15 protein-coding genes and 1 tRNA gene are annotated in these 18,694 nt (G+C 50.9%); 2 read left to right on the plus strand and 14 right to left on the minus strand.

Going from position 1 to position 18,694, the window contains the following annotated elements:
- Positions 1-51: 51 nt before the first annotated feature.
- From ACO0LG_RS02170 to ACO0LG_RS02185, 4 genes are read right to left on the minus strand one after another with little or no spacing between them, the layout of a single operon-like run.
- The gene (locus ACO0LG_RS02170) at positions 52-3,207 is read right to left on the minus strand and encodes an efflux RND transporter permease subunit (protein ID WP_423022869.1); all 3,156 of its coding nucleotides are present in this window, start codon (positions 3,205-3,207) and stop codon (positions 52-54) included.
- A gap of 9 nt (positions 3,208-3,216) precedes the next feature.
- On the minus strand, positions 3,217-4,455 hold the full coding sequence (locus ACO0LG_RS02175) for an efflux RND transporter periplasmic adaptor subunit (protein ID WP_423022871.1): 1,239 nt from the start codon (positions 4,453-4,455) through the stop codon (positions 3,217-3,219).
- 31 nt (positions 4,456-4,486) lie between these two features.
- Positions 4,487-5,929 (minus strand): efflux transporter outer membrane subunit, encoded by a 1,443-nt coding sequence (locus ACO0LG_RS02180; protein WP_423022873.1) that lies wholly within the window; start codon positions 5,927-5,929, stop codon positions 4,487-4,489.
- A gap of 7 nt (positions 5,930-5,936) precedes the next feature.
- A complete protein-coding gene (locus ACO0LG_RS02185; RefSeq protein ID WP_423022875.1) occupies positions 5,937-6,701 on the minus strand; it encodes a TetR/AcrR family transcriptional regulator in 765 nt (254 codons plus the stop codon).
- A gap of 211 nt (positions 6,702-6,912) precedes the next feature.
- Between ACO0LG_RS02185 and ACO0LG_RS02190 the strand changes: the two genes are divergently transcribed.
- The gene (locus ACO0LG_RS02190) at positions 6,913-8,919 is read left to right on the plus strand and encodes a methyl-accepting chemotaxis protein (protein WP_423022877.1); all 2,007 of its coding nucleotides are present in this window, start codon (positions 6,913-6,915) and stop codon (positions 8,917-8,919) included.
- A 142-nt stretch (positions 8,920-9,061) separates the two neighbouring features.
- On the opposite strand, the gene ACO0LG_RS02195 is transcribed toward ACO0LG_RS02190, so the two are convergent.
- The 9 genes from ACO0LG_RS02195 to ACO0LG_RS02235 form a co-directional block, all read right to left on the minus strand.
- Positions 9,062-9,436: a MerR family transcriptional regulator gene (locus ACO0LG_RS02195; protein ID WP_162041789.1), complete on the minus strand. Its 375-nt coding sequence runs from the start codon at positions 9,434-9,436 to the stop codon at positions 9,062-9,064.
- Between the two features lie 8 nt (positions 9,437-9,444).
- Positions 9,445-9,858, minus strand: coding sequence for an integration host factor subunit alpha (locus ACO0LG_RS02200; protein WP_110253938.1), 414 nt, complete (start codon positions 9,856-9,858; stop codon positions 9,445-9,447).
- Positions 9,859-9,900: 42 nt separating this feature from the next.
- Complete coding sequence (gene pheT, locus ACO0LG_RS02205; protein WP_423022879.1) at positions 9,901-12,327, minus strand: phenylalanine--tRNA ligase subunit beta; 2,427 nt, start codon at positions 12,325-12,327, stop codon at positions 9,901-9,903.
- 74 nt (positions 12,328-12,401) lie between these two features.
- The gene (gene pheS / locus ACO0LG_RS02210; protein WP_423022881.1) at positions 12,402-13,418 is read right to left on the minus strand and encodes a phenylalanine--tRNA ligase subunit alpha; all 1,017 of its coding nucleotides are present in this window, start codon (positions 13,416-13,418) and stop codon (positions 12,402-12,404) included.
- A gap of 284 nt (positions 13,419-13,702) precedes the next feature.
- Positions 13,703-14,062: a 50S ribosomal protein L20 gene (gene rplT, locus ACO0LG_RS02215; protein ID WP_423022883.1), complete on the minus strand. Its 360-nt coding sequence runs from the start codon at positions 14,060-14,062 to the stop codon at positions 13,703-13,705.
- 28 nt (positions 14,063-14,090) lie between these two features.
- Positions 14,091-14,288 carry a 50S ribosomal protein L35 gene (gene rpmI, locus ACO0LG_RS02220; protein WP_110253942.1) on the minus strand — a complete coding sequence of 66 codons (198 nt, stop codon included), beginning with the start codon at positions 14,286-14,288 and terminating at the stop codon, positions 14,091-14,093.
- 201 nt (positions 14,289-14,489) lie between these two features.
- Complete coding sequence (infC, locus tag ACO0LG_RS02225; protein ID WP_423004046.1) at positions 14,490-15,011, minus strand: translation initiation factor IF-3; 522 nt, start codon at positions 15,009-15,011, stop codon at positions 14,490-14,492.
- A gap of 70 nt (positions 15,012-15,081) precedes the next feature.
- A complete protein-coding gene (gene thrS, locus ACO0LG_RS02230) occupies positions 15,082-16,989 on the minus strand; it encodes a threonine--tRNA ligase (RefSeq protein ID WP_423022885.1) in 1,908 nt (635 codons plus the stop codon).
- A gap of 228 nt (positions 16,990-17,217) precedes the next feature.
- Positions 17,218-17,294 (minus strand) — tRNA-Val (locus ACO0LG_RS02235).
- Positions 17,295-17,496: 202 nt separating this feature from the next.
- Here ACO0LG_RS02235 and ACO0LG_RS02240 point away from each other — a divergent pair.
- Positions 17,497-18,423 (plus strand): cation diffusion facilitator family transporter, encoded by a 927-nt coding sequence (locus tag ACO0LG_RS02240; RefSeq protein WP_423022887.1) that lies wholly within the window; start codon positions 17,497-17,499, stop codon positions 18,421-18,423.
- A gap of 22 nt (positions 18,424-18,445) precedes the next feature.
- Here ACO0LG_RS02240 and ACO0LG_RS02245 read toward each other — a convergent pair whose 3' ends face one another.
- Complete coding sequence (locus tag ACO0LG_RS02245; RefSeq protein ID WP_423022889.1) at positions 18,446-18,640, minus strand: hypothetical protein; 195 nt, start codon at positions 18,638-18,640, stop codon at positions 18,446-18,448.
- Between the last annotated feature and the right edge of the window lie 54 nt (positions 18,641-18,694).

Raw genomic sequence — 18,694 nt, forward strand, 5'->3', positions numbered from 1 at the left:
GGGTTCTTATTTTGACTTACTCTACAAGCTCACTACATAGCAAAATACATTTTATAAACTTTGATGAGCATCCGTTGTAAGCTGGTTTGCAGATTTTCCAGACAATTTGCGCCTGATTTTCCCTAACAAATGCTCAAAGTCATCGATATAGGTGAACACTGCCGGCACCACCAGCAAGCTCAACAAGGTCGAAGTAATCAAGCCACCAATCACCGCAATTGCCATCGGCGACCGGAAGCTGGGGTCAGCCCCCCAACCCATCGCCAAAGGCATCATGCCAGCGCCCATGGCGATGGTGGTCATGATGATGGGGCGGCTACGTTTGTGGCAGGCATCAACCAGAGCATCAAAACGAGTCAAACCTGCATTTCTGGCCAAGACTGCATAATCAACCAACAAGATAGAATTCTTGGTGACGATACCCATGAGCATGATCAGGCCTATCATGGATGGCATAGACAAAGCGCGGCCAGTCACCAGCAAGGCCACGAATGCACCACCTATGCTCAAAGGCAGGGCTGCCAGAATCGTCACCGGTTGCAAGAAATCCTTGAACAACAAAACCAAGACACCATAGATACACAGTACGCCGATCAACATGGCTATGCCAAAGCTGGCAAACAAGGCTTGCATCTCCTGCGCATCACCAAGCTCAGCAATGCTGACTGAGGGTGGCAGGTTTTTCATACTCGGCAAAGCGCGGGCTTCTTCATTGACTTCACCTAACTGACGGCTACCGAGCTCCACATCCAGTGTCACATTACGTTTGCGGTTCAAACGGTCTATCTGAGCCGGGCCAGATTCCATGGTGACGCTGGCAACGCTGCCCAGCATGACAGGACCATTCTTGCCTGGCACAGTCAGGCGCTCTATCTCAGCCAGGTCAGCCCTGAAACTATCAGGCAATTTGACGCGGATAGGCACCTGACGCTGCGACAGATTCAGCTTTGGTAAAGCCTGGTCATAATCGCCCGCCGTTGCCACCCGCACTGTTTCACCGATGGAAGAAGCCGTCACACCCAGGTCCGCGGCCCTTGCTGAATCGGGGCGCACGATAATTTCGGGACGTACCAATGAAGCACTGGAACTGACATTACCCACACCTTTGAGTGTACGCAATTCCCTTTCCACTTTTTGTGCCGCTTCAAGCAAAGCCAGCGGGTCTTCACTTTGCAAGACCAGTTGCATCTTGACGCCAGTATCCGGCGGCCCAACCGTAAACCTGGCACCAGAAATATCTGCTATCTCGGTACGGATTTTGGCGTCAATATCGGCAATTGAATCTTTGCGTTTATTTCTGTGCACTGCCGTTACGGTCAACACTGCGCGTCGGGCTTCTGCTGCAGCACCAGGAGCAAAAGCATCACCACTGGAACCACCACCGATAGAACTGAAGACATTGATAATTTCTTTATTCTTCATGATGGCGATCCGGGCCTGCTCAGCGACGGCACGGGTTTCTGCCAGCGTGCTGCCTGGCGGCAGCTCAATGTTTACCTGCGTTTGTGCGCGGTCTGCAGAGGGGACGAAACCTGTTGGCAACAGACCTACCAATGCGATTGAGCAAACAAAAAATACCGTGGCAGCCGCCATCGTGATGAAGCGGTGACGCAGGCACCATTGCATAGTTCTCATATAGCGCGTCATGAGCCAGCCATCGGCCTGACCATGTTCACCAGCCTTGCCAGGCTTGGGGGACTTCATGATGTAAGCTGCCATCATCGGCGTCAGCAAACGCGCGACCACCAGCGAAGCCAGAATCGCAATCACCGCTGTCCAGCCAAACTGCTTGAAAAACAGGCCAGGCACACCTCCCATGAAAGCAGTAGGCAAGAACACGGCAACCAGCGCAAAGGTAGTGGCAATGACGGCCATACCAATTTCATCCGCCGCTTCCATGGCGGCCTGCATCGGTGTTTTGCCCATGTGTAAATGGCGGGCAATGTTTTCAATTTCCACAATCGCATCATCAACCAGGACACCCACTACCAAAGCGAGCGACAACAAGGTTACGGTATTGAGGGTATATCCAAAATACTTGAGACCAAGGAAAGTAGGTATCACCGACAAAGGCAAGGCAGCTGCTGCCACCAGCGTTGCACGCCAGTCACGCAAGAACCACCACACCACCAGAATGGCCAATAAGGCGCCCTCATACAGCAAGTCCATGGAGCCATCGAAGTTTTCCTCTACCGGCTGCGCATTGTCGATGGCCTGATGAAACTTCATGTTAGGATGCGCAACCTGCAATTCATCGACCGCAGCATGTGAACCTTTGGCAACATCGACTTCACTGGCGCCCTTGGTACGGAACACTTCAAAGCCGACCACGGGCTTGCCATCAAGTGTTGCCACTGAACGTGGCTCGCTGACGGTATCAAGTACGCGGGCCACCTGATCAAGCCGTATATGCCTGCCATCTGGCAAAGGGATATCCAGAACAGCTAGCTCAGCCGCCGTCTTGACGGTCGCAATAGTACGGACAGATTGCTCTGCACCACTGACATCACCACGACCACCTGGAGCCTCTTGCTGCACCAGCTTCAAGCGACGCGATACATCAACAGCAGCGACATTGAGGGCTGCCATTTTTTCGGTATCAAGTTCAACCCGCACTTCGCGGCTGACACCACCCATGCGCCTGACCGCACCAACACCGGGGACAGCACGCAAGCGTTTTGCCACGGTGTTATCGACAAACCAGCTCAGCTCTTGCGCATCTGGTTTGCTACTTTCGCCAGCAACAACTTTACTGTCTTTGCTATCGTCTGCAGCTTCTACCGTGTACGTCATGATGACACGGCCAGCAGTAGATGCCTTGGTGACAGTAGGATCACGCATTTCGCTAGGCAAGTCGGCGCGTACGGTTGCCACTGCATCACGCACTTCATTGACTGCATCCGAAATCACTTTTTCCAGGACAAATTCGACCGTGACTTCAACATCACCATCGAGTACTTTGGTGTAGACGTTTTTCACGCCCTGCAGTGAAGCGACAGCATCTTCTATCTTGCGGGCGACCTCAGTTTCCAGCTGTGCCGGTGCGGCACCAGACAAAGGTGCACTGACTGTGACGATGGGCAATTCAATATCCGGGAAATCCTGGACTATAGTAGAGCGAAACGACAATATCCCTGCCAGCGTCAGCAAGATAAACAGCATGATCGCCGGTATGGGATTTTTTATGGAGAGGGAAGAGAAATTCACATGAACCCCTTAATTTTTTGCAGCAGCCGGTGTCACCGGAGTGACGGCTGTGGCATTGGCTGGCTTGGTTGCAGCCACCACTTTTACGGTATCGCCATCATTCAAGAAGCCTGCGCCGCTGGAAACGATGGTGCTGTCTGCATTCAAACCAGAGACCACTTCCACCAGATCGCCCTGCGCATTGGATACGCGGCGGCCAGTCTGCAATTTGATTTGCGTGACGCGGTTATCCGCATTAACACGGAAGGCATAGCTGAAACCATCCCTGACCACCACAGCCTGCTGCGGTATGGTCAAGGCTTGAGAACTGCCCATCACAAAATCGCCCTTGGCATACATACCCGGCTTGAATGCCAGAGATGCCGTAGCTGCTTGTGGCTTGGCCGTACTATTTGCATCTGGCACCAGATCAACATATACCAGTCCCATCCTGGTTTGCGCATCGACTGTTGGCGATACCACCCTGACCTTACCCTTCCATTGCGTTCCACCTGGTGCAGTAACAATGGCTTCAGTACCTGGCATTATTTTTGCCATTTCACTGGCCGTTACTTCAGCACGCCATTCCAGACGCCCCTGACGTATCATGCGGAACAACTCTGCACCGTTACCGACGACAGAACCAAGGGTAGCTGCACGCGCAGTAATAATACCGCTGTCAGGTGCAAGAACGCGGGTATGGCGCATACGCAATTGCTGGGCTTCTACACTTGCTTTAGCCGATTCAACCCGGGCTTTGGCGGTTTGCTCTGCAGTCAGATATTGACCAACTTGCTGGGCACTAAGTGCTCCACTCGATTGCAGGGAACGAGTACGTTCTGCATTGGCTGCAGCGTCAGCCAGATTGGCTTGCGCCTCCGCCAGGCTGGCTTGTGCCAGTGCCAGATCGGCTTTGACGGTTTCGCTGGCAAAGCTGACCAGCAACTGGCCGCGCTGCACCACATCACCGATATTGGCATGCAACTCTTGTATGCGCAGGCCTGTTGCCTCTGAGCCGATCAAGGCTTCCTGCCAGGCGGCGACACTGCCGTTGGCGGCCAACTTGATGACGAGATTACCGCTACTGGCTTTAGTCGTGGTGACCGTCAGGGCGGGTTTCACTTTCGTGGCACTCGCAGAGGCACTGGCTGTCTTGGCTGGTTCATCCGCAGCATTGGATGTCGCTGACAGCCAGATACCGCCAGCACCAACAGCAATCATGCCAGCCAGGCTCAGGGATAGTGGTTTGCGTGAAATGAGTTTCATCATGTCTGATACGCTTTCTGTTTAATTTTTAAATTCAGGAATTTATCTGGCGTTGGGGCTGGAATTCGGGCTGAGGCTGGGTAGCTGCTTGTGCATTCAAATCCCAGCCACCGCCCAGCGCACGGTATAGCGCGATCCAGGCACGATTTCTTTCTAACTGCAGGGCAATCAGGGCAGACTGGGAAGCGAAGGCAGTGCGCCGCGTGTCTTCCAGTTCCAGCAAGCTGGCCATGCCCTTGTTGTAACGCTGGGCAGTTGCCTGCAAAGACTGGTCATAGCCTTTGGCTGAAATTTCAGAATCAAGGCGACGGGCATCTGTGCTGTTCAGATTAACCAGTGCCTCCTCCACTTCACGTACTGCCTGCCTGACCTTGCCGTGATAATTGACACTTGCATTTAGGTAACGTGCTTTGGCAGCTTCAATGTTGGCTGTCGTCTGTCCACCGTTGAATATAGGCAGGGTCAAAGCAAGTGGGCCGACCGACCAGGTATCCATCCGTGTCGTACTGCCTGCAACGTCATAGCGCATGGTGCCGATGGACCCACTGAGGCTCAGACGTGGATAACGCTGCGCTTCTGCAGCGCCGACCTGGGCACTGGCGGTTGCCACTTCTTTCTCGGCCGCATACACGTCCGGCCTTTGCGCCAGTAATTGTGCAGGCAAGGTGGTGACAGCCAAAGGCAGCAGGTTTTTGAAACTGGCCTGGGCAATTGTCAATAATTGCCTGAGGTCTGGCTCTGGCTTGGCAGTCAGCGCGACCAGGGCTTTGATATCCAGATCACATAATGCAGCCTGTTGTATGGCACGGCTATTACCTTCAGCAGCGCTGGCGCGTGCCAGTGCTGATGTCGCACTGGATGACATGCCGGCGTGGGCACTGAGTTCAGTCAGCCTGGCAGTTTCTGCGCGTGACTTGGCATCTTGCCAGGTCAGGTCTGCCGTTTGCTGGCAGCTGATGACAGAGAAATACAGTTGCGCTACTTCAGCCGCTACCGATATCCGCGCATCATGCCAAAGCGCCTGCGTACCTTCCAACTCTGCCTGGGCAGCCTGATTGGTAGCGCGATTGGCGCCAAACACATCAATTTCCCAGGCTGTCTGCAAACCTGCCTGCGATGTAGTGGCGACTGGCATGCCCGGCTGGTTTTTTGCCCGGGTCGCATTGGCAACAGCATCGAGCGAAGGTAAGAGTGCAGCACCACTGGCCACCCTTGCGGCCCTGGCAGTTTCTATGCGTGACCAGGCTTGGGAAATGGAAGGGCTGACCTTTTGTGCAGACTCAATCAATTCCAGCAAACTGGCATCGCCATTGGTTTGCCACCAGTTGCGCAATTCGGTATTTTTTTCCACGGAGGGCAATACTGCCTGCCATTGTGCTGGCACGCTACCGGTACTGGATGTCATTGGAGCAGTTGTCGAGCATGCTGCCAGCAAGACGGCAATGGCCGGCATAAGAATGAAATGTCGTATAGTCATATCGCTGTCAAAGATTTGGTTTATCAGAACTTGTTAAAAGCCGGCGTCGTTTTTCGTCTTCACACATAGCGATGGCATAGTCCACCAGACGCGAAGCATAGGCATCAATTGCCTTGGGCTTGGCGATTAACGCGGGCCTGGTCGCCTGTATCACGTCACCGCTGATCAGCAGTGAAATCGCCAGTCCAGTAATTGAAATCGCCAGCCTGTGTACATCATCATCTGCCTTGGTGATGCCAAGATAACGGCACAAAAGCCTGACAAAACCCTGGTGCGAAGGTTTGATGACGGAGTCAATTTCTTCCATCCACAGGCCTGTGGGTTCCAGCATTTCACGAAAGTGCAGCTTCATGCAGGTTTCCATGATCTCACCCTGCTTCAGCGAATCAGTAAAAGTGCAGATCAGTTTCAGCAAAACAGCACGCATGTCTGCAATGTCCGCTTCAAATATCTCGGGATCGACATTTGGATTGGTGCGCGGGTCATTGAACACTGCATGGTACAAACCTGCTTTATCAGAAAAATAATAACTGATCGCAGAAATATTGACGCCTGCTGCCTTGGCAATCTCACGTATCGAAGTTTTGGCATAACCTTTTTCGGCAAACAAGATCAGGGCCGCGTCCAGCAGACGTGTACGCGCCTCCATGCCATCGACACGCAAAATCTTTCCATCAGGGGTAGAAACCTGGCTATCTGGCTGCGCCCGCTGAGCTTGTTGCGCTTGTTGCACTTGTTGCGATGAGGTTTTTTTCTGGCTGGATATTTTCATGCGATGCATACTAACATATAAATCAAACGTTTGATTTAACTATTCCATTGAAAAGTACCAGGCATTAACAAATTGCAATTCAAAAACTCTACATATGACGAACCAACAAATCCTTGCTATTCATGAGGATGTTGCTTGCTGTCACTGCATAGTCACATTGCCCGTTTAGGCTTCGCCCTAATGCCTCCACAAACTCATTTGGTACCTCAAAATGACCCTGCTTACCTCCCCTGCCATCCGGCTATTACGCAATTTTAAAATTGCCCACAAACTCAGTTTTGTCGCCCTTGCCTTTGCCATTCCCCTGTTTGTGGTACTGGCGCTGCTGTTTCAAAACCTGCGCGAAGACGTATTGCAAACCAAGGCAAAGCAAGTCGCGATTAAAAGCATCACGGCAAAAAATGATTTGCGCCTGCTGATACAAAAGCAGCGCGCATTGCAACATATGCGGCTGCTAGGCAACAAACAACTGTCAGCCAGCATTGCAGAAAACCAGGGCAAGATAGCTGCATTACTAAAGCAAACTGATCAGGCCAGCCCAACCAAAAATCTGTGGGCTACGCTACTGGCAAGAGAGGCGCAACTCAAGTCAGCAGAAAGTTTTATTGAATATACGAAGCTGTTAAATTCACTGGAACTTGAGATGACAGAAATTGCCAATAGTTCGAAGCTGGCACTGGACAGCGATTTAACAACCCATCAACTGGTCAGTATTTATATCAATACCCTCCCACAGATAGAAGAGAAATTGTCCATCATTGCCGGTCGTGGTGCGGCTTACATTGATACTGGCTTGTTTGAGGCTGGTGAAGATGTGATGCTCAATTCCCTGCATATGCTGGCAAAGCTGAATTTATCCGAGCTTGCGCTGAGCATGCAAAACCTGAGTGCGCATGGAAAAGAATATGCATCGACGAATGCCACCATGCAGGCCAGCATCGCTGATGCAAAAAAATTCCTGGAACGCTCACAGGATGAAGTGCTGGCATCCGTCAATCAAAGCAGCGGTGATGCATTCCTGCAAGCTGGCACAGATAATTTGAACAAACTGGCCATGACGAAAACAGCGATCGCCAGCCTTATCGCTACCAATCTCGCCCAGAAAATTGAAAAGGCCAATCAATATGCCTGGCAAATGTCCGCGGGCATTATCTTACTGCTGTTGATCGCCAGCTATCTGCTGGTAGCGATCTATCAGGCCTTAACGATGGACGTCAACACCTTGACAAAAGCAATCGCAGAAACGGCCGCCGGCAACTTACGGAACCGTGTCAGCAGCCGTGGCAAAGATGAACTGGCGCAGTTGATCAATGCTGTCGGCAGTATGAATGTGGAGCTGAGTAATCTGGTCGCCAATATCCGACGCAGCGCACAAACGGTGGATATCATTGCCAGGGAAATTCACGATGAAAACACGGACCTGGCCAGCCGCACAGAAAACCAGGCAACATCCCTACAACAAACCGCCACGGCCATTGATGAACTGACCGCCACCATTACCGAGAATGCGGGTAACCTGGCACAGGCGAACAGCCTTATGCATAGTTCCGCAGAGCGCGTGCAACAAGGGCTGGAAGTCATGGAGAACAGCATACTCTCCATGCAAACTGTCAGTGCAAGCTCCAAAAAAATCACTGAAATCATCAGCGTCATGGATGGCATCGCTTTCCAGACCAATATCCTGGCGCTGAATGCGGCGGTAGAAGCAGCCAGAGCAGGTCAAGAAGGCCGTGGCTTTGCGGTAGTGGCTGCAGAGGTACGCAACCTGGCACAACGCAGCGCGAATGCTGCCAAGGAGATTAAAGTCCTGATCGCCTCGTCCGGCGAGGCAGTGGAAGCTGGCAGCAAAATGATTAACACGGCAGGCCAGACCATGCGCAATATTGCCGACAATGTGGAAGTGGTCACTGAACTCATCAAACAAATCGCCAAGGCCAGCCAGGAACAGAGCACGGGAATTTCTGACGTAAATCAGGCGATAAGCGATATCGATCAGATCACGCAAGATAATACCCGGCTGGTGGAAATGGCGAGTGAATCCACTGCAAAGCTGGAAGAACAGGCCGCCTCGCTGGGCGCTGCCGTCAGCGTATTCAAAACGCAGGAACTGCTTGCCATAGAAATACAGCACCTGCATCTGGCCAGCAACTCTGAAGACCGTCTGGCGCTGACTATACAAGGCGCGAAAGTGTCTGAGAAGAAAAAACTGGCAGCATGAGCCAATGCAAGCTGTTGGGTGACATTTGCTGCATATGAAAAAAGCCACCGGGCAAATGCACAGGTGGCTTTTTGGAATGACAGTTTGTTTTACAGCTTCTTACCGCCGGTTTTTACTGACATTTATTGTACGGCAGACCTTGTCACACCTTCAGCAAACCCAGGATGGATTGCAATTCATCCCTGATCTGATGCAAATTCACTGGTTCTTCAACAGGTTCATTGGATGCTGACTCAGCATGACCACCATTGACGTTGAGTTTGTTTCTCGCGCCATTGATGGTAAAGCCCTGTTCATATAATAATTCACGGATACGGCGTATCAGCAACACTTCATGATGTTGATAGTAGCGACGGTTGCCGCGACGCTTGACTGGCTTCAGTTGCGTAAATTCCTGCTCCCAATAGCGCAGGACATGCGGTTTGACGCCACACAATTCACCAACTTCGCCTATCGTAAAATACCGCTTGGCCGGGATAGGCGGCAGTACAAAAGACTCAATCTTGATTTCAGTCATGGAAAATATCAGGCAGCATGGGCAAGAGGTTGATTACCGACATCGTCAACCATGCCTTTGAGTTTCTGGCTGGCATGGAAAGTAACGACACGACGTGCAGTAATAGGAATTTCTTCACCGGTTTTAGGATTGCGACCAGGGCGTTGCGGCTTGTCACGCAACTGGAAATTGCCAAAGCCGGACAACTTGACGGCCTCGCCTCTTTCCAGTGCATCACGGATTTCATCAAAAAAAGTTTCGACCATATCCTTGGCTTCGCGCTTGTTCAAACCAACATGCTCAAACAAGAGTTCTGCCAATTCTGCCTTGGTCAAGGTAGGCAATTCCTTTTCCGCCTGTGACCGCGCCCGGGCTTCCTGCATTGCGCGATTCAAATCAGCATCCAGCACCGATTGGAACTCGGCGGAAATCACATCATTCATTTCGAAACTCTTCTCAATTAATACTAACAATGACAGACAAGATCAACGCAGTTTGGCAGCAAATTGCTGGCTCGCAGCTTGCACCAGGGCTTGCATTGCAGCCTCCACTTTATCGTCTTGCAGCGTACTTTGAGTATCTTGCAAGCTAAAGCGGAAAGCAAGACTTTTCTCATCTGCTTCCAGACCTTTTCCACGATATTCATCAAACAAAACAAAGCCTTGCACGATTTTACATGCTTCGTTCTGCTGCGCTTCCTGCTTGAAAACATCCAGCAAATTTTGGACTAGAACTGTCTGTTTGACAACTAGCGCCAGATCCCGGGTGACTGCCTGGAACTTGGATATTTCTTGATATGAGGGCACTTGCACTTGTTGCAAGGCTGTCACATCAACTTCAAATACCACCGGTGCCAAAGGCAGATCATACTTTTGCTGCAGGCGTGGGTGCAATTCGCCAATAAAGCCAATGACTTTGCCATCGAACTCTATGCTTGCACTGCGACCAGGATGCAGGGCGACATGTTCATTCTTGACGAAGCGCAAGGAGCCGGGTGCAAACAAGGCCTCCAGATCAGCCTTGATATCAAAGAAATCAACATTGCGGGTATCCTGCCCCCACTGCTCTTCTGCTACCGGGCCATAGGCCAGTGCCGCCAGACGTTTAGGCTGGTGATAACCAGCCACTTCCAGCGGGCCATCCTGCACGCCAGCATCTTGCAAATACACCGCACCGATTTCAAAAATACGGACGCGGTTCAGCTTGCGGTTCAGGTTATAACGGGTATTCGCTACCAGACTACCTATCATGCTGGTACGCATGACACTCATCTGGCTGGCGATAGGATTGAGCAATTTAACTGGCGCATCATTGCCAGCAAAATCTTTTTCCCAGGCTTCTTCAACGAAGCTGTAATTGACGACTTCCTGATAATCCTGGTCAGCCACAAGGCGACGCACGGCAAACAGCGAACGCTGGTTTTCTGGTGCGATCAGCATGGCATTGGCAGCTACCGGCGGTAATGCAGGAATATTCTCAAAGCCATAGACACGCGCCACTTCTTCGATCAGATCTTCTTCGATTTCTATATCGAAGCGATAAGACGGCGGCGTCACCAAAAACTCACCTGGCTGCTGAGTGAATTGCAAACCCAGGCGGGTGAAAATATCGGCAATTCTGGCATCATCCAAAGCAACGCCAATAACTTTCACAGCGCGTGCAGTACGCAGCTTGACTGGCAGACGTTGTGGCAGATTGACGATCTGGTCATCCACCGGGCCCAACTTGACTTGTTCAGCACCACCACAAATCTCAACGATCAGGGCACTGATACGCTCTATATGTTCGACGATGGAAGCAAAATCGACGCCGCGCTCAAAGCGGTGCGCTGCATCGGTAGAGAAATTGAAACGACGGGCACGGCCCTGTATCGCTTGCGGCCACCAGAAGGCGGCTTCCAGATAAATATTTTGCGTATCCAGTGTTACGGATGTCGAGTCCCCCCCCATGATACCGGCCAGGGATTCAATCTCTTTATCATCAGAAATAACGCCAACCCAGTCATCCACTTCTACCGTATTGCCGTTCAAGAGCTTCAGCGATTCGCCAGCCTTGCCCCAGCGCACTTCCAGGCCACCATGGATTTTGTCCAGGTCAAACACATGGGAAGGACGCCCCAGTTCCAGCATGACATAGTTGGAAATATCGACCAGTGCAGAAATAGGACGCTGACCACTGCGTTCCAGTCTTTGCTTCATCCATTCTGGTGTCGCGGCACGGGCATTGACGCCACGGATAACACGGCCGGCAAAACGACCACACAGATCAGGCGCGCTGACTTTGACAGGCAATGTCTCTTGCAAAGTCACCGGCAACACAATTACCTCCGGCAAGTGCATGGCTGTGCCGGTCAAGGCAGATACTTCACGCGCCACACCTAGTACGGACAGGCAATCTGCCTTGTTCGGGGTCAGCTTAATAGTGAATTTCAGGTCATTAAGTTGATAATAATCACGGAAATTTTGACCGACTGGCGCATCAGATGGCAAGTCCATCAAGCCACCATGGTCTTCCGACAATTTCAATTCGCGTGCTGAGCACAGCATGCCATAAGACTCAACGCCGCGCAATTTGCCTATCTTGATTTCAAATGGTTTGCCATCTGCACCAGGCGGCAGGATGGCACCCACCATGGCGCAAGGCACTTTCATGCCTACGCGTACATTCGGTGCGCCGCAGACGATGTTCAAGAGACTGCCAGTACCTACATCGACCTGGCAGACATTGAGTTTGTCGGCGTCAGGATGCTTGGCGATTTCGCGGATTTCGGCGACGACGATATTGTTAAATGGAGGAGCAACTGGCTCCACCTCTTCGACTTCCAATCCCGACATGGTAAGCAGATGGGACAATTCATCCGAAGTCATCTTCGGATCGACCATGGTACGTAGCCAGTTTTCAGAAAATTGCATAATTCAGCCGTCTAATGTTGGATGCAGGGCGCGATGCGCCACTCAAAAATTCAGGGATGCGCTGTGTAATTCGTTTAGTTGAATTGCTTCAGGAAGCGCAAATCACCTTCGTAGAACAGGCGCAAATCGTTGACGCCATAACGCAGCATGGTCAGGCGCTCTAGACCGGAACCAAAAGCGAAGCCTATGTATTTCTCCGGGTCCAGGCCCATGTTACGCACCACGCTCGGATGTACCTGACCAGAACCAGACACCTCCAGCCAGCGGCCTTTCAAAGGGCCGCTACCAAAGGCGATATCGATCTCGGCTGATGGTTCGGTGAATGGGAAATAGGATGGGCGGAAACGCACTTGCAAATCGTCAGTCTCAAAGAAGGCTTTGACGAAATTCAGGTACACGCCTTTGAGGTCAGCAAAGCTGATGTCTTCAGCAATCCACAAGCCCTCGACCTGATGGAACATCGGGGAGTGCGTGGCATCGCTATCGACGCGATAAGTACGACCAGGTGCAATCACCTTGATCGGTGGTTTGTGCATGCGGGCATAACGCACCTGCATGGGGCTGGTATGGGTGCGCAGTAATAATTGTTTGCCCTGGCTATCTTTGCCATCGACATAAAAGGTATCCTGCATGGAGCGTGCAGGATGGTTTTCCGGGCTATTAAGCGCGGTAAAATTGGTCCAGTCTGTTTCGATTTCGGGGCCATCTGCCACGTCAAAACCGATAGAACGGAAGATTTCTTCAACACGCTGCCAGGTACGCATGACAGGGTGGATACCACCAACGCCACGGCCACGGCCAGGCAAGCTGACGTCAATCGCTTCTGCATTCAGGCGTGTCTGCATTTGTGCATTCGCCAAGGCATCGCGTCTTTCAGTCAGTGCTTCTTCTATCTGTACTTTGGCGGCATTGATCACTGCGCCCTGTACTTTTTTTTCCTCTGGTGGCAATTTACCCAGACTTTTCATCTGTTCTGTAATCTGACCACTCTTACCAAGGTAAAGCGCTTTCGCGTTCTCTAATGCCGCAGCATCGCTTGCTGCCAGAAAATCAGCGCGTGCCTGGCTGACGATTTGATCTAAAGGGTTCATGCCTTGTTCCCGCTTACTGTGAAGCTGAAATAATGATCTGAAAACAAAACGGGGCATAGGATTCAACCTCTGCCCCGCTTGATATTTGCAACCGGCTAGCGCCAGTCGCTACGACTCACTGATTGCAATCACGAAGAACTTATTTGCGATCTTACTGCGCCTGCGTGATCGGGGCTCATGTGCTGCTCAAAATGCTCATGTACCAAAGTACATTCCACTTTTTGCGCTGCTCTTCACCCCGCTGACGCACGCTTGCTACAGATCGTAAATGGGTTCCAAGGTAATTAGGCAGCCAGGTTAGCTTTGACTTGATTAACAATCGCAGCGAATGCTGGTTTGTCAGTCACGGCCATGTCAGCCATTACTTTACGGTCGAGTTCAATTGCGGCTTTTTTCAGGCCGTTCATAAACACGCTGTAAGTCAGGCCATGCTGGCGAGCCGCTGCATTGATACGTGTGATCCACAAAGCGCGGAATACACGTTTCTTATTGCGGCGATCACGGTATGCATATTGACCAGCGCGCATAACTGCTTGCTTGGCAATACGGAATACCTTACTACGACGACCACGGTAACCTTTGGCAAGGTTGAGAACTTTCTTATGACGGGCACGAGCTGTAACCCCACGTTTTACTCTAGGCATAATAACTCCTTAAATAATGAGTATGAGGTTAAGCTGTTGGCATCATGCGCATGACGGATACCATGTTGGTGTCATGAACACCTACGGAACCGCGCAATTGACGTTTGTTCTTGGTAGTTTTCTTGGTCAGAATGTGACGTTTGAAAGCTTGACCGCGTTTAACGGTTCCACCTGGACGGACGCGGAAGCGCTTCTTGGCGCTGCTTTTCGTCTTCATTTTTGGCATAGTACTATCTGTCTTTTAAGACAGCTCCACTTTTATATGATGGTAGGTGGCAGCAACAATCGCTACTCTTGGATGCCTACTTCTCACTTATTGTGACCCACCATGGAGGCGGGTCTTTCGCAATGCGCGCGATGCGTGCTTCACAAACCGACTCAAGAAACACACAGAAAATAAGCAAAACTTATTTCCTGTTATTTCTCATTATTTCTTTTTCTTCGGTGCCAGAATCATGATCATCTGACGGCCTTCCATCTTTGGAAACTGTTCAACCTGGCCATACGGTTCCAGATCAAGCTTCAAACGCTCCAACATGCGCATACCGATTTCCTGATGCGCCATTTCACGACCACGGAAACGCAATGTGATCTTGGTCTTGTCGCCATCATCCAGGAACTTGGTCAGATTACGCAATTTGATATTGTAATCACCATCATCTGTACCCGGACGGAATTTGACTTCCTTGACCAGAATGACTTTTTGCTTCAGCTTGGCTTCGTGAGCTTTCTTTTGCTCCTGGTATTTGAACTTGCCGTAATCCATCAAACGGCAAACTGGCGGCTGCGCCGTCGGCGCTATTTCCACCAAATCAACATTGGCTTCTTCCGCCAAGCGGAAGGCTTCACCCAGTTTTACGATGCCCAGAGGCTCGTTCTCAACGCCAGATAAGCGCACTTCTGGCGCTGTAATTTCACCGTTGATGCGATGTGACTTGTCAGTAGCTATTGCAGTTTCCTTCGAAAATAATAATAAAAGGCTATGCAGCCCTGTTTAAAACAGGGTCGCTGCTAATCTGTTAAACCTTGGTTTCAACTTCGTTTTTTAAACGAGTTATAAAGGCGTCCAGAGGCATTACCCCCAGATCCAGATTGCCACGCGTACGCACAGCCACTGTATTGGCATCCCTCTCTTTATCGCCGATCACGAGGATATATGGCAGTTTTTGAATGGAATGCTCGCGTATTTTATAGGTAATTTTCTCATTACGCAAATCAGTATTTACCCTAAACCCTTGTTTCTTCAGGATTTCTGCAACAGATTGTGAATATTCCGCCTGCGATTCCGAGATATTCAGGACAGAAACCTGCACCGGTGCCAGCCACACAGGCAAGGCAGCAGCATGATTTTCTATCAAGATACCGATGAAACGCTCCATCGAGCCGACAATCGCACGGTGCAACATGATAGGCACTTTACGGCTATTGTCATCTGCAACATATTCCGCACCCAGGCGGCCAGGCATGAAGAAATCGACTTGCATGGTACCTACCTGCCATGGGCGGCCCAGGCTGTCTTTCAGGTGATATTCAATTTTAGGACCGTAGAAAGCACCCTCACCCGGCAACTCTTCCCATTCAACGCCGCAAGAACTCAGGGCTGTGCGCAGGGTAGCTTCTGCCTTATCCCAGATTTCATCGCTGCCTATGCGATTTTCAGGGCGCAAAGCAAGCTTGATGAAGATTTTATCAAAGCCAAAGTCTTCATATACTTTCATCGCTTGCGGATGGAAAGCCATTACCTCAGCCTGGATTTGCTCTTCAGTACAGAAGATATGGCCATCGTCCTGTGTAAAGCCACGCACACGCATGATGCCGTGCAAGGCACCAGACGGCTCATTGCGGTGGCATTGACCGAATTCGCCAAAGCGCAAAGGCAGGTCACGGTAGCTCTTCATGCCAGAATTGAAAATCTGCACATGACCAGGGCAATTCATCGGCTTCAAGGCATAGACGCGGTTTTCCGACTCGGTGACAAACATATTGTCTTTGTAGTTATCCCAGTGACCAGTCTTACCCCACAGGCTACTGTCCAGAATTTGCGGCCCTTTGACCTCCTGATAACCGCAATCCTGATAGACCTTGCGCATGTATTGCTCAACTTGCTGCCAGATAGTCCAGCCTTTTGCGTGCCAAAATACCAGGCCAGGCGCTTCGTCCTGGAAGTGGAACAAGTCCAGTGCCTTGCCCAGCTTGCGGTGATCGCGCTTTTCTGCCTCTTCCAGCATGTGCAGATAAGCTTCCTGATCTTCTTTCTTCGCAAAAGCGGTGCCATAGACACGTTGCAGCATCTCGTTTTTGGAGTCGCCACGCCAATAAGCGCCTGCCAGCTTCATGAGCTTGAATACTTTCAGTTTGCCTGTCGATGGCACATGCGGGCCCCGGCACAAATCAGTGAAATTACCTTCCGTGTATAGCGACACATCCTGATCCGCAGGAATAGATTCGATGATCTCAGCCTTATAGGCTTCACCTATGGACTTGAAATAGGCAACAGCCTCATCACGCGGCAAGACCTTGCGGGTGACTGGCTCGTCTTTTTTCGCCAGTTCAGCCATTTTCTTTTCTATCGCCACCAGATCGTCGGGTGTAAATGGGCGCTTGTAAGAAAAGTCATAGTAAAAACCATTTTCAATGACCGGACCAATTGTGACTTGCGCATCCGGATACAATTCCTTGACGGCATAGGCCAGCAAGTGCGCAGTAGAGTGACGTATCACTTCCAGACCATCCGCATCCTTGTCGGTGACGATGGCGAGATCTGCATCAGCATCAATCAGATGCGAGGTATCGACCAGCTTGCCATTCACACGACCAGCCAGAGCAGCTTTTGCCAGGCCAGCACCGATGCTGGCAGCAACTTGCGCCACCGTTACCGGCGCATCGAATTGTCGTTGCGAACCATCAGGAAGTTTTACTGAAACCATGTCACTCTCCAAAGCGGAAAAAATACAAAGATAATTGAGATAAAAGATGAGTCTAAAAAACGCAGACGAAAAAAAAGCACGGCTAGCCGTGCTTTTTCAGTTTGTTTCAAACGAAAAGTATCCTCGACTAGAGTCGCTCCCAAACCAGTTTAGTGGTAGTTCGCGGTGTCATAACCAGGGATGCCTTTCTCGCTCTTAACTATAATGTTTTAATAATTTTAAAATCTTTGGTAGGCACGATTGGACTCGAACCAACGACCCCTACCATGTCAAGGTAGTGCTCTAACCAGCTGAGCTACGCGCCTAAGAAACAAGAGTATAGCAGAGCCTTTAGGAAAATTGCTAGTCCCCCGGGGCAAAATATTTCCCAACCCTGTATAAGCCCTGGTTTTACGCCGCCCATCCAATGTAATTCCATGACAAAGGACTGCCATATATATCCATCTATATATAGGAGCGGCGCATTCGGCTACACTGTTGCCATGTTTATCAAGCAGCCTATTCCCCATGACTGACCATACTCACCATCAGAACAGCGATCATCTGCACGACCACCGGCGCGGCGATGCTGAGCACAGGCATTATTTCGAAAACCGCAGCCAAAAAATCCTTGCCTGGGCCTTGGGCCTGACCCTGAGCTTTGCTGGCGTCGAAGTCGCGTTTGGTTTCCTATCAAATTCCCTGGCGCTGATCTCTGATGCAGGGCACATGGTGACTGATGCCGCCGCCCTGGGTCTCGCCCTGCTGGCGCAAATCATCGCCAAGCGTCCACCCACTGCAAAAAATTCTTTTGGCTTTGGCCGCGCCGAAGCACTTGCTGCCTTTGTCAACGGCCTGGTGATGCTGGGTGTGATCATCTGGATATGCAAAGAAGCGGTACAACGTTTTTCTGCCCCAGAAGCCGTACAAGGCGGCACTGTGATGCTAGTCGCTGGCATAGGCCTGGCAATCAACATCGTCGTTGCATGGGTACTATCACACGATAAGGAGAGCGTGAATACCAAGGCTGCCATGGTCCATGTCATGGGCGACTTATTGGGCTCCGTCGCTGCAATTGTATCTGGCGCTGTGATTTATAAAACCGGCTGGATGCAAATCGATCCGCTACTATCGATTTTTGTTTCCCTGCTGATTTTGAAATCCACATTCTCGGTCTTGAAGGAGTCTTATCACTTCCTGATGGAGGGTGTACCGCATCACATAGACTACGTACAAATCGGTACCGACCTGGAAGATATCAATGGTGTACTGTCAGTACATGACTTGCATGTATGGGAAATGTCACCCGGTTACCCTGCGCTGATCGGCCACCTGGAAATCGAAGACCTCAGCGCCTGGCCACGCATACTTGAAAGCGTCAAGGCCATGTTGCTCAGTAAGCACAAGATTGATCATATAACGTTGCAGGCTGAGGTAAGCGAAGTGGATGAATAATGGGGCCTTACCATGCCGAAAATTATGCCTGCCACCTTAGATTTCCACCTGATACTGGATAGCGCCCAGCCAAGGTCAAATCAAACTGACGCCAATAACTGCTGCTCAATTTATCAGGCGCAACTCCATTACTCATTGACGCGAGTACCGTGGCGATCACTGCAACACTGGAGGCATCGCCACCAACATCGACGCAATCGAGCAAGAGTTTGAACATGCAGCGAATTATTTCTCCATCAGTGTCAGTATTTGCAAGCTCAAATTACTGACA

It is taken from the genome of Undibacterium sp. Ji42W (assembly GCF_049340405.1).
In the GTDB taxonomy this organism is placed as follows: Bacteria; Pseudomonadota; Gammaproteobacteria; order Burkholderiales; family Burkholderiaceae_D; genus Undibacterium.

What these genes read in the sequence shown, in the direction of transcription:
- ACO0LG_RS02175 (WP_423022871.1), bottom strand. Translation starts at nt 4,455, where the DNA reads ATGATGAAACTCATTTCACGCAAACCACTATCCCTGAGCCTGGCTGGC.
- ACO0LG_RS02180 (WP_423022873.1), bottom strand. Translation starts at nt 5,929, where the DNA reads ATGACTATACGACATTTCATTCTTATGCCGGCCATTGCCGTCTTGCTG.
- ACO0LG_RS02185 (WP_423022875.1), bottom strand. Translation starts at nt 6,701, where the DNA reads ATGAAAATATCCAGCCAGAAAAAAACCTCATCGCAACAAGTGCAACAA.
- ACO0LG_RS02190 (WP_423022877.1), top strand. Translation starts at nt 6,913, where the DNA reads ATGACCCTGCTTACCTCCCCTGCCATCCGGCTATTACGCAATTTTAAA.
- ACO0LG_RS02195 (WP_162041789.1), bottom strand. Translation starts at nt 9,436, where the DNA reads ATGACTGAAATCAAGATTGAGTCTTTTGTACTGCCGCCTATCCCGGCC.
- ACO0LG_RS02200 (WP_110253938.1), bottom strand. Translation starts at nt 9,858, where the DNA reads ATGAATGATGTGATTTCCGCCGAGTTCCAATCGGTGCTGGATGCTGAT.
- pheT (WP_423022879.1), bottom strand. Translation starts at nt 12,327, where the DNA reads ATGCAATTTTCTGAAAACTGGCTACGTACCATGGTCGATCCGAAGATG.
- pheS (WP_423022881.1), bottom strand. Translation starts at nt 13,418, where the DNA reads ATGAACCCTTTAGATCAAATCGTCAGCCAGGCACGCGCTGATTTTCTG.
- rplT (WP_423022883.1), bottom strand. Translation starts at nt 14,062, where the DNA reads ATGCCTAGAGTAAAACGTGGGGTTACAGCTCGTGCCCGTCATAAGAAA.
- rpmI (WP_110253942.1), bottom strand. Translation starts at nt 14,288, where the DNA reads ATGCCAAAAATGAAGACGAAAAGCAGCGCCAAGAAGCGCTTCCGCGTC.
- thrS (WP_423022885.1), bottom strand. Translation starts at nt 16,989, where the DNA reads ATGGTTTCAGTAAAACTTCCTGATGGTTCGCAACGACAATTCGATGCG.
- ACO0LG_RS02240 (WP_423022887.1), top strand. Translation starts at nt 17,497, where the DNA reads ATGACTGACCATACTCACCATCAGAACAGCGATCATCTGCACGACCAC.
- ACO0LG_RS02245 (WP_423022889.1), bottom strand. Translation starts at nt 18,640, where the DNA reads ATGTTCAAACTCTTGCTCGATTGCGTCGATGTTGGTGGCGATGCCTCC.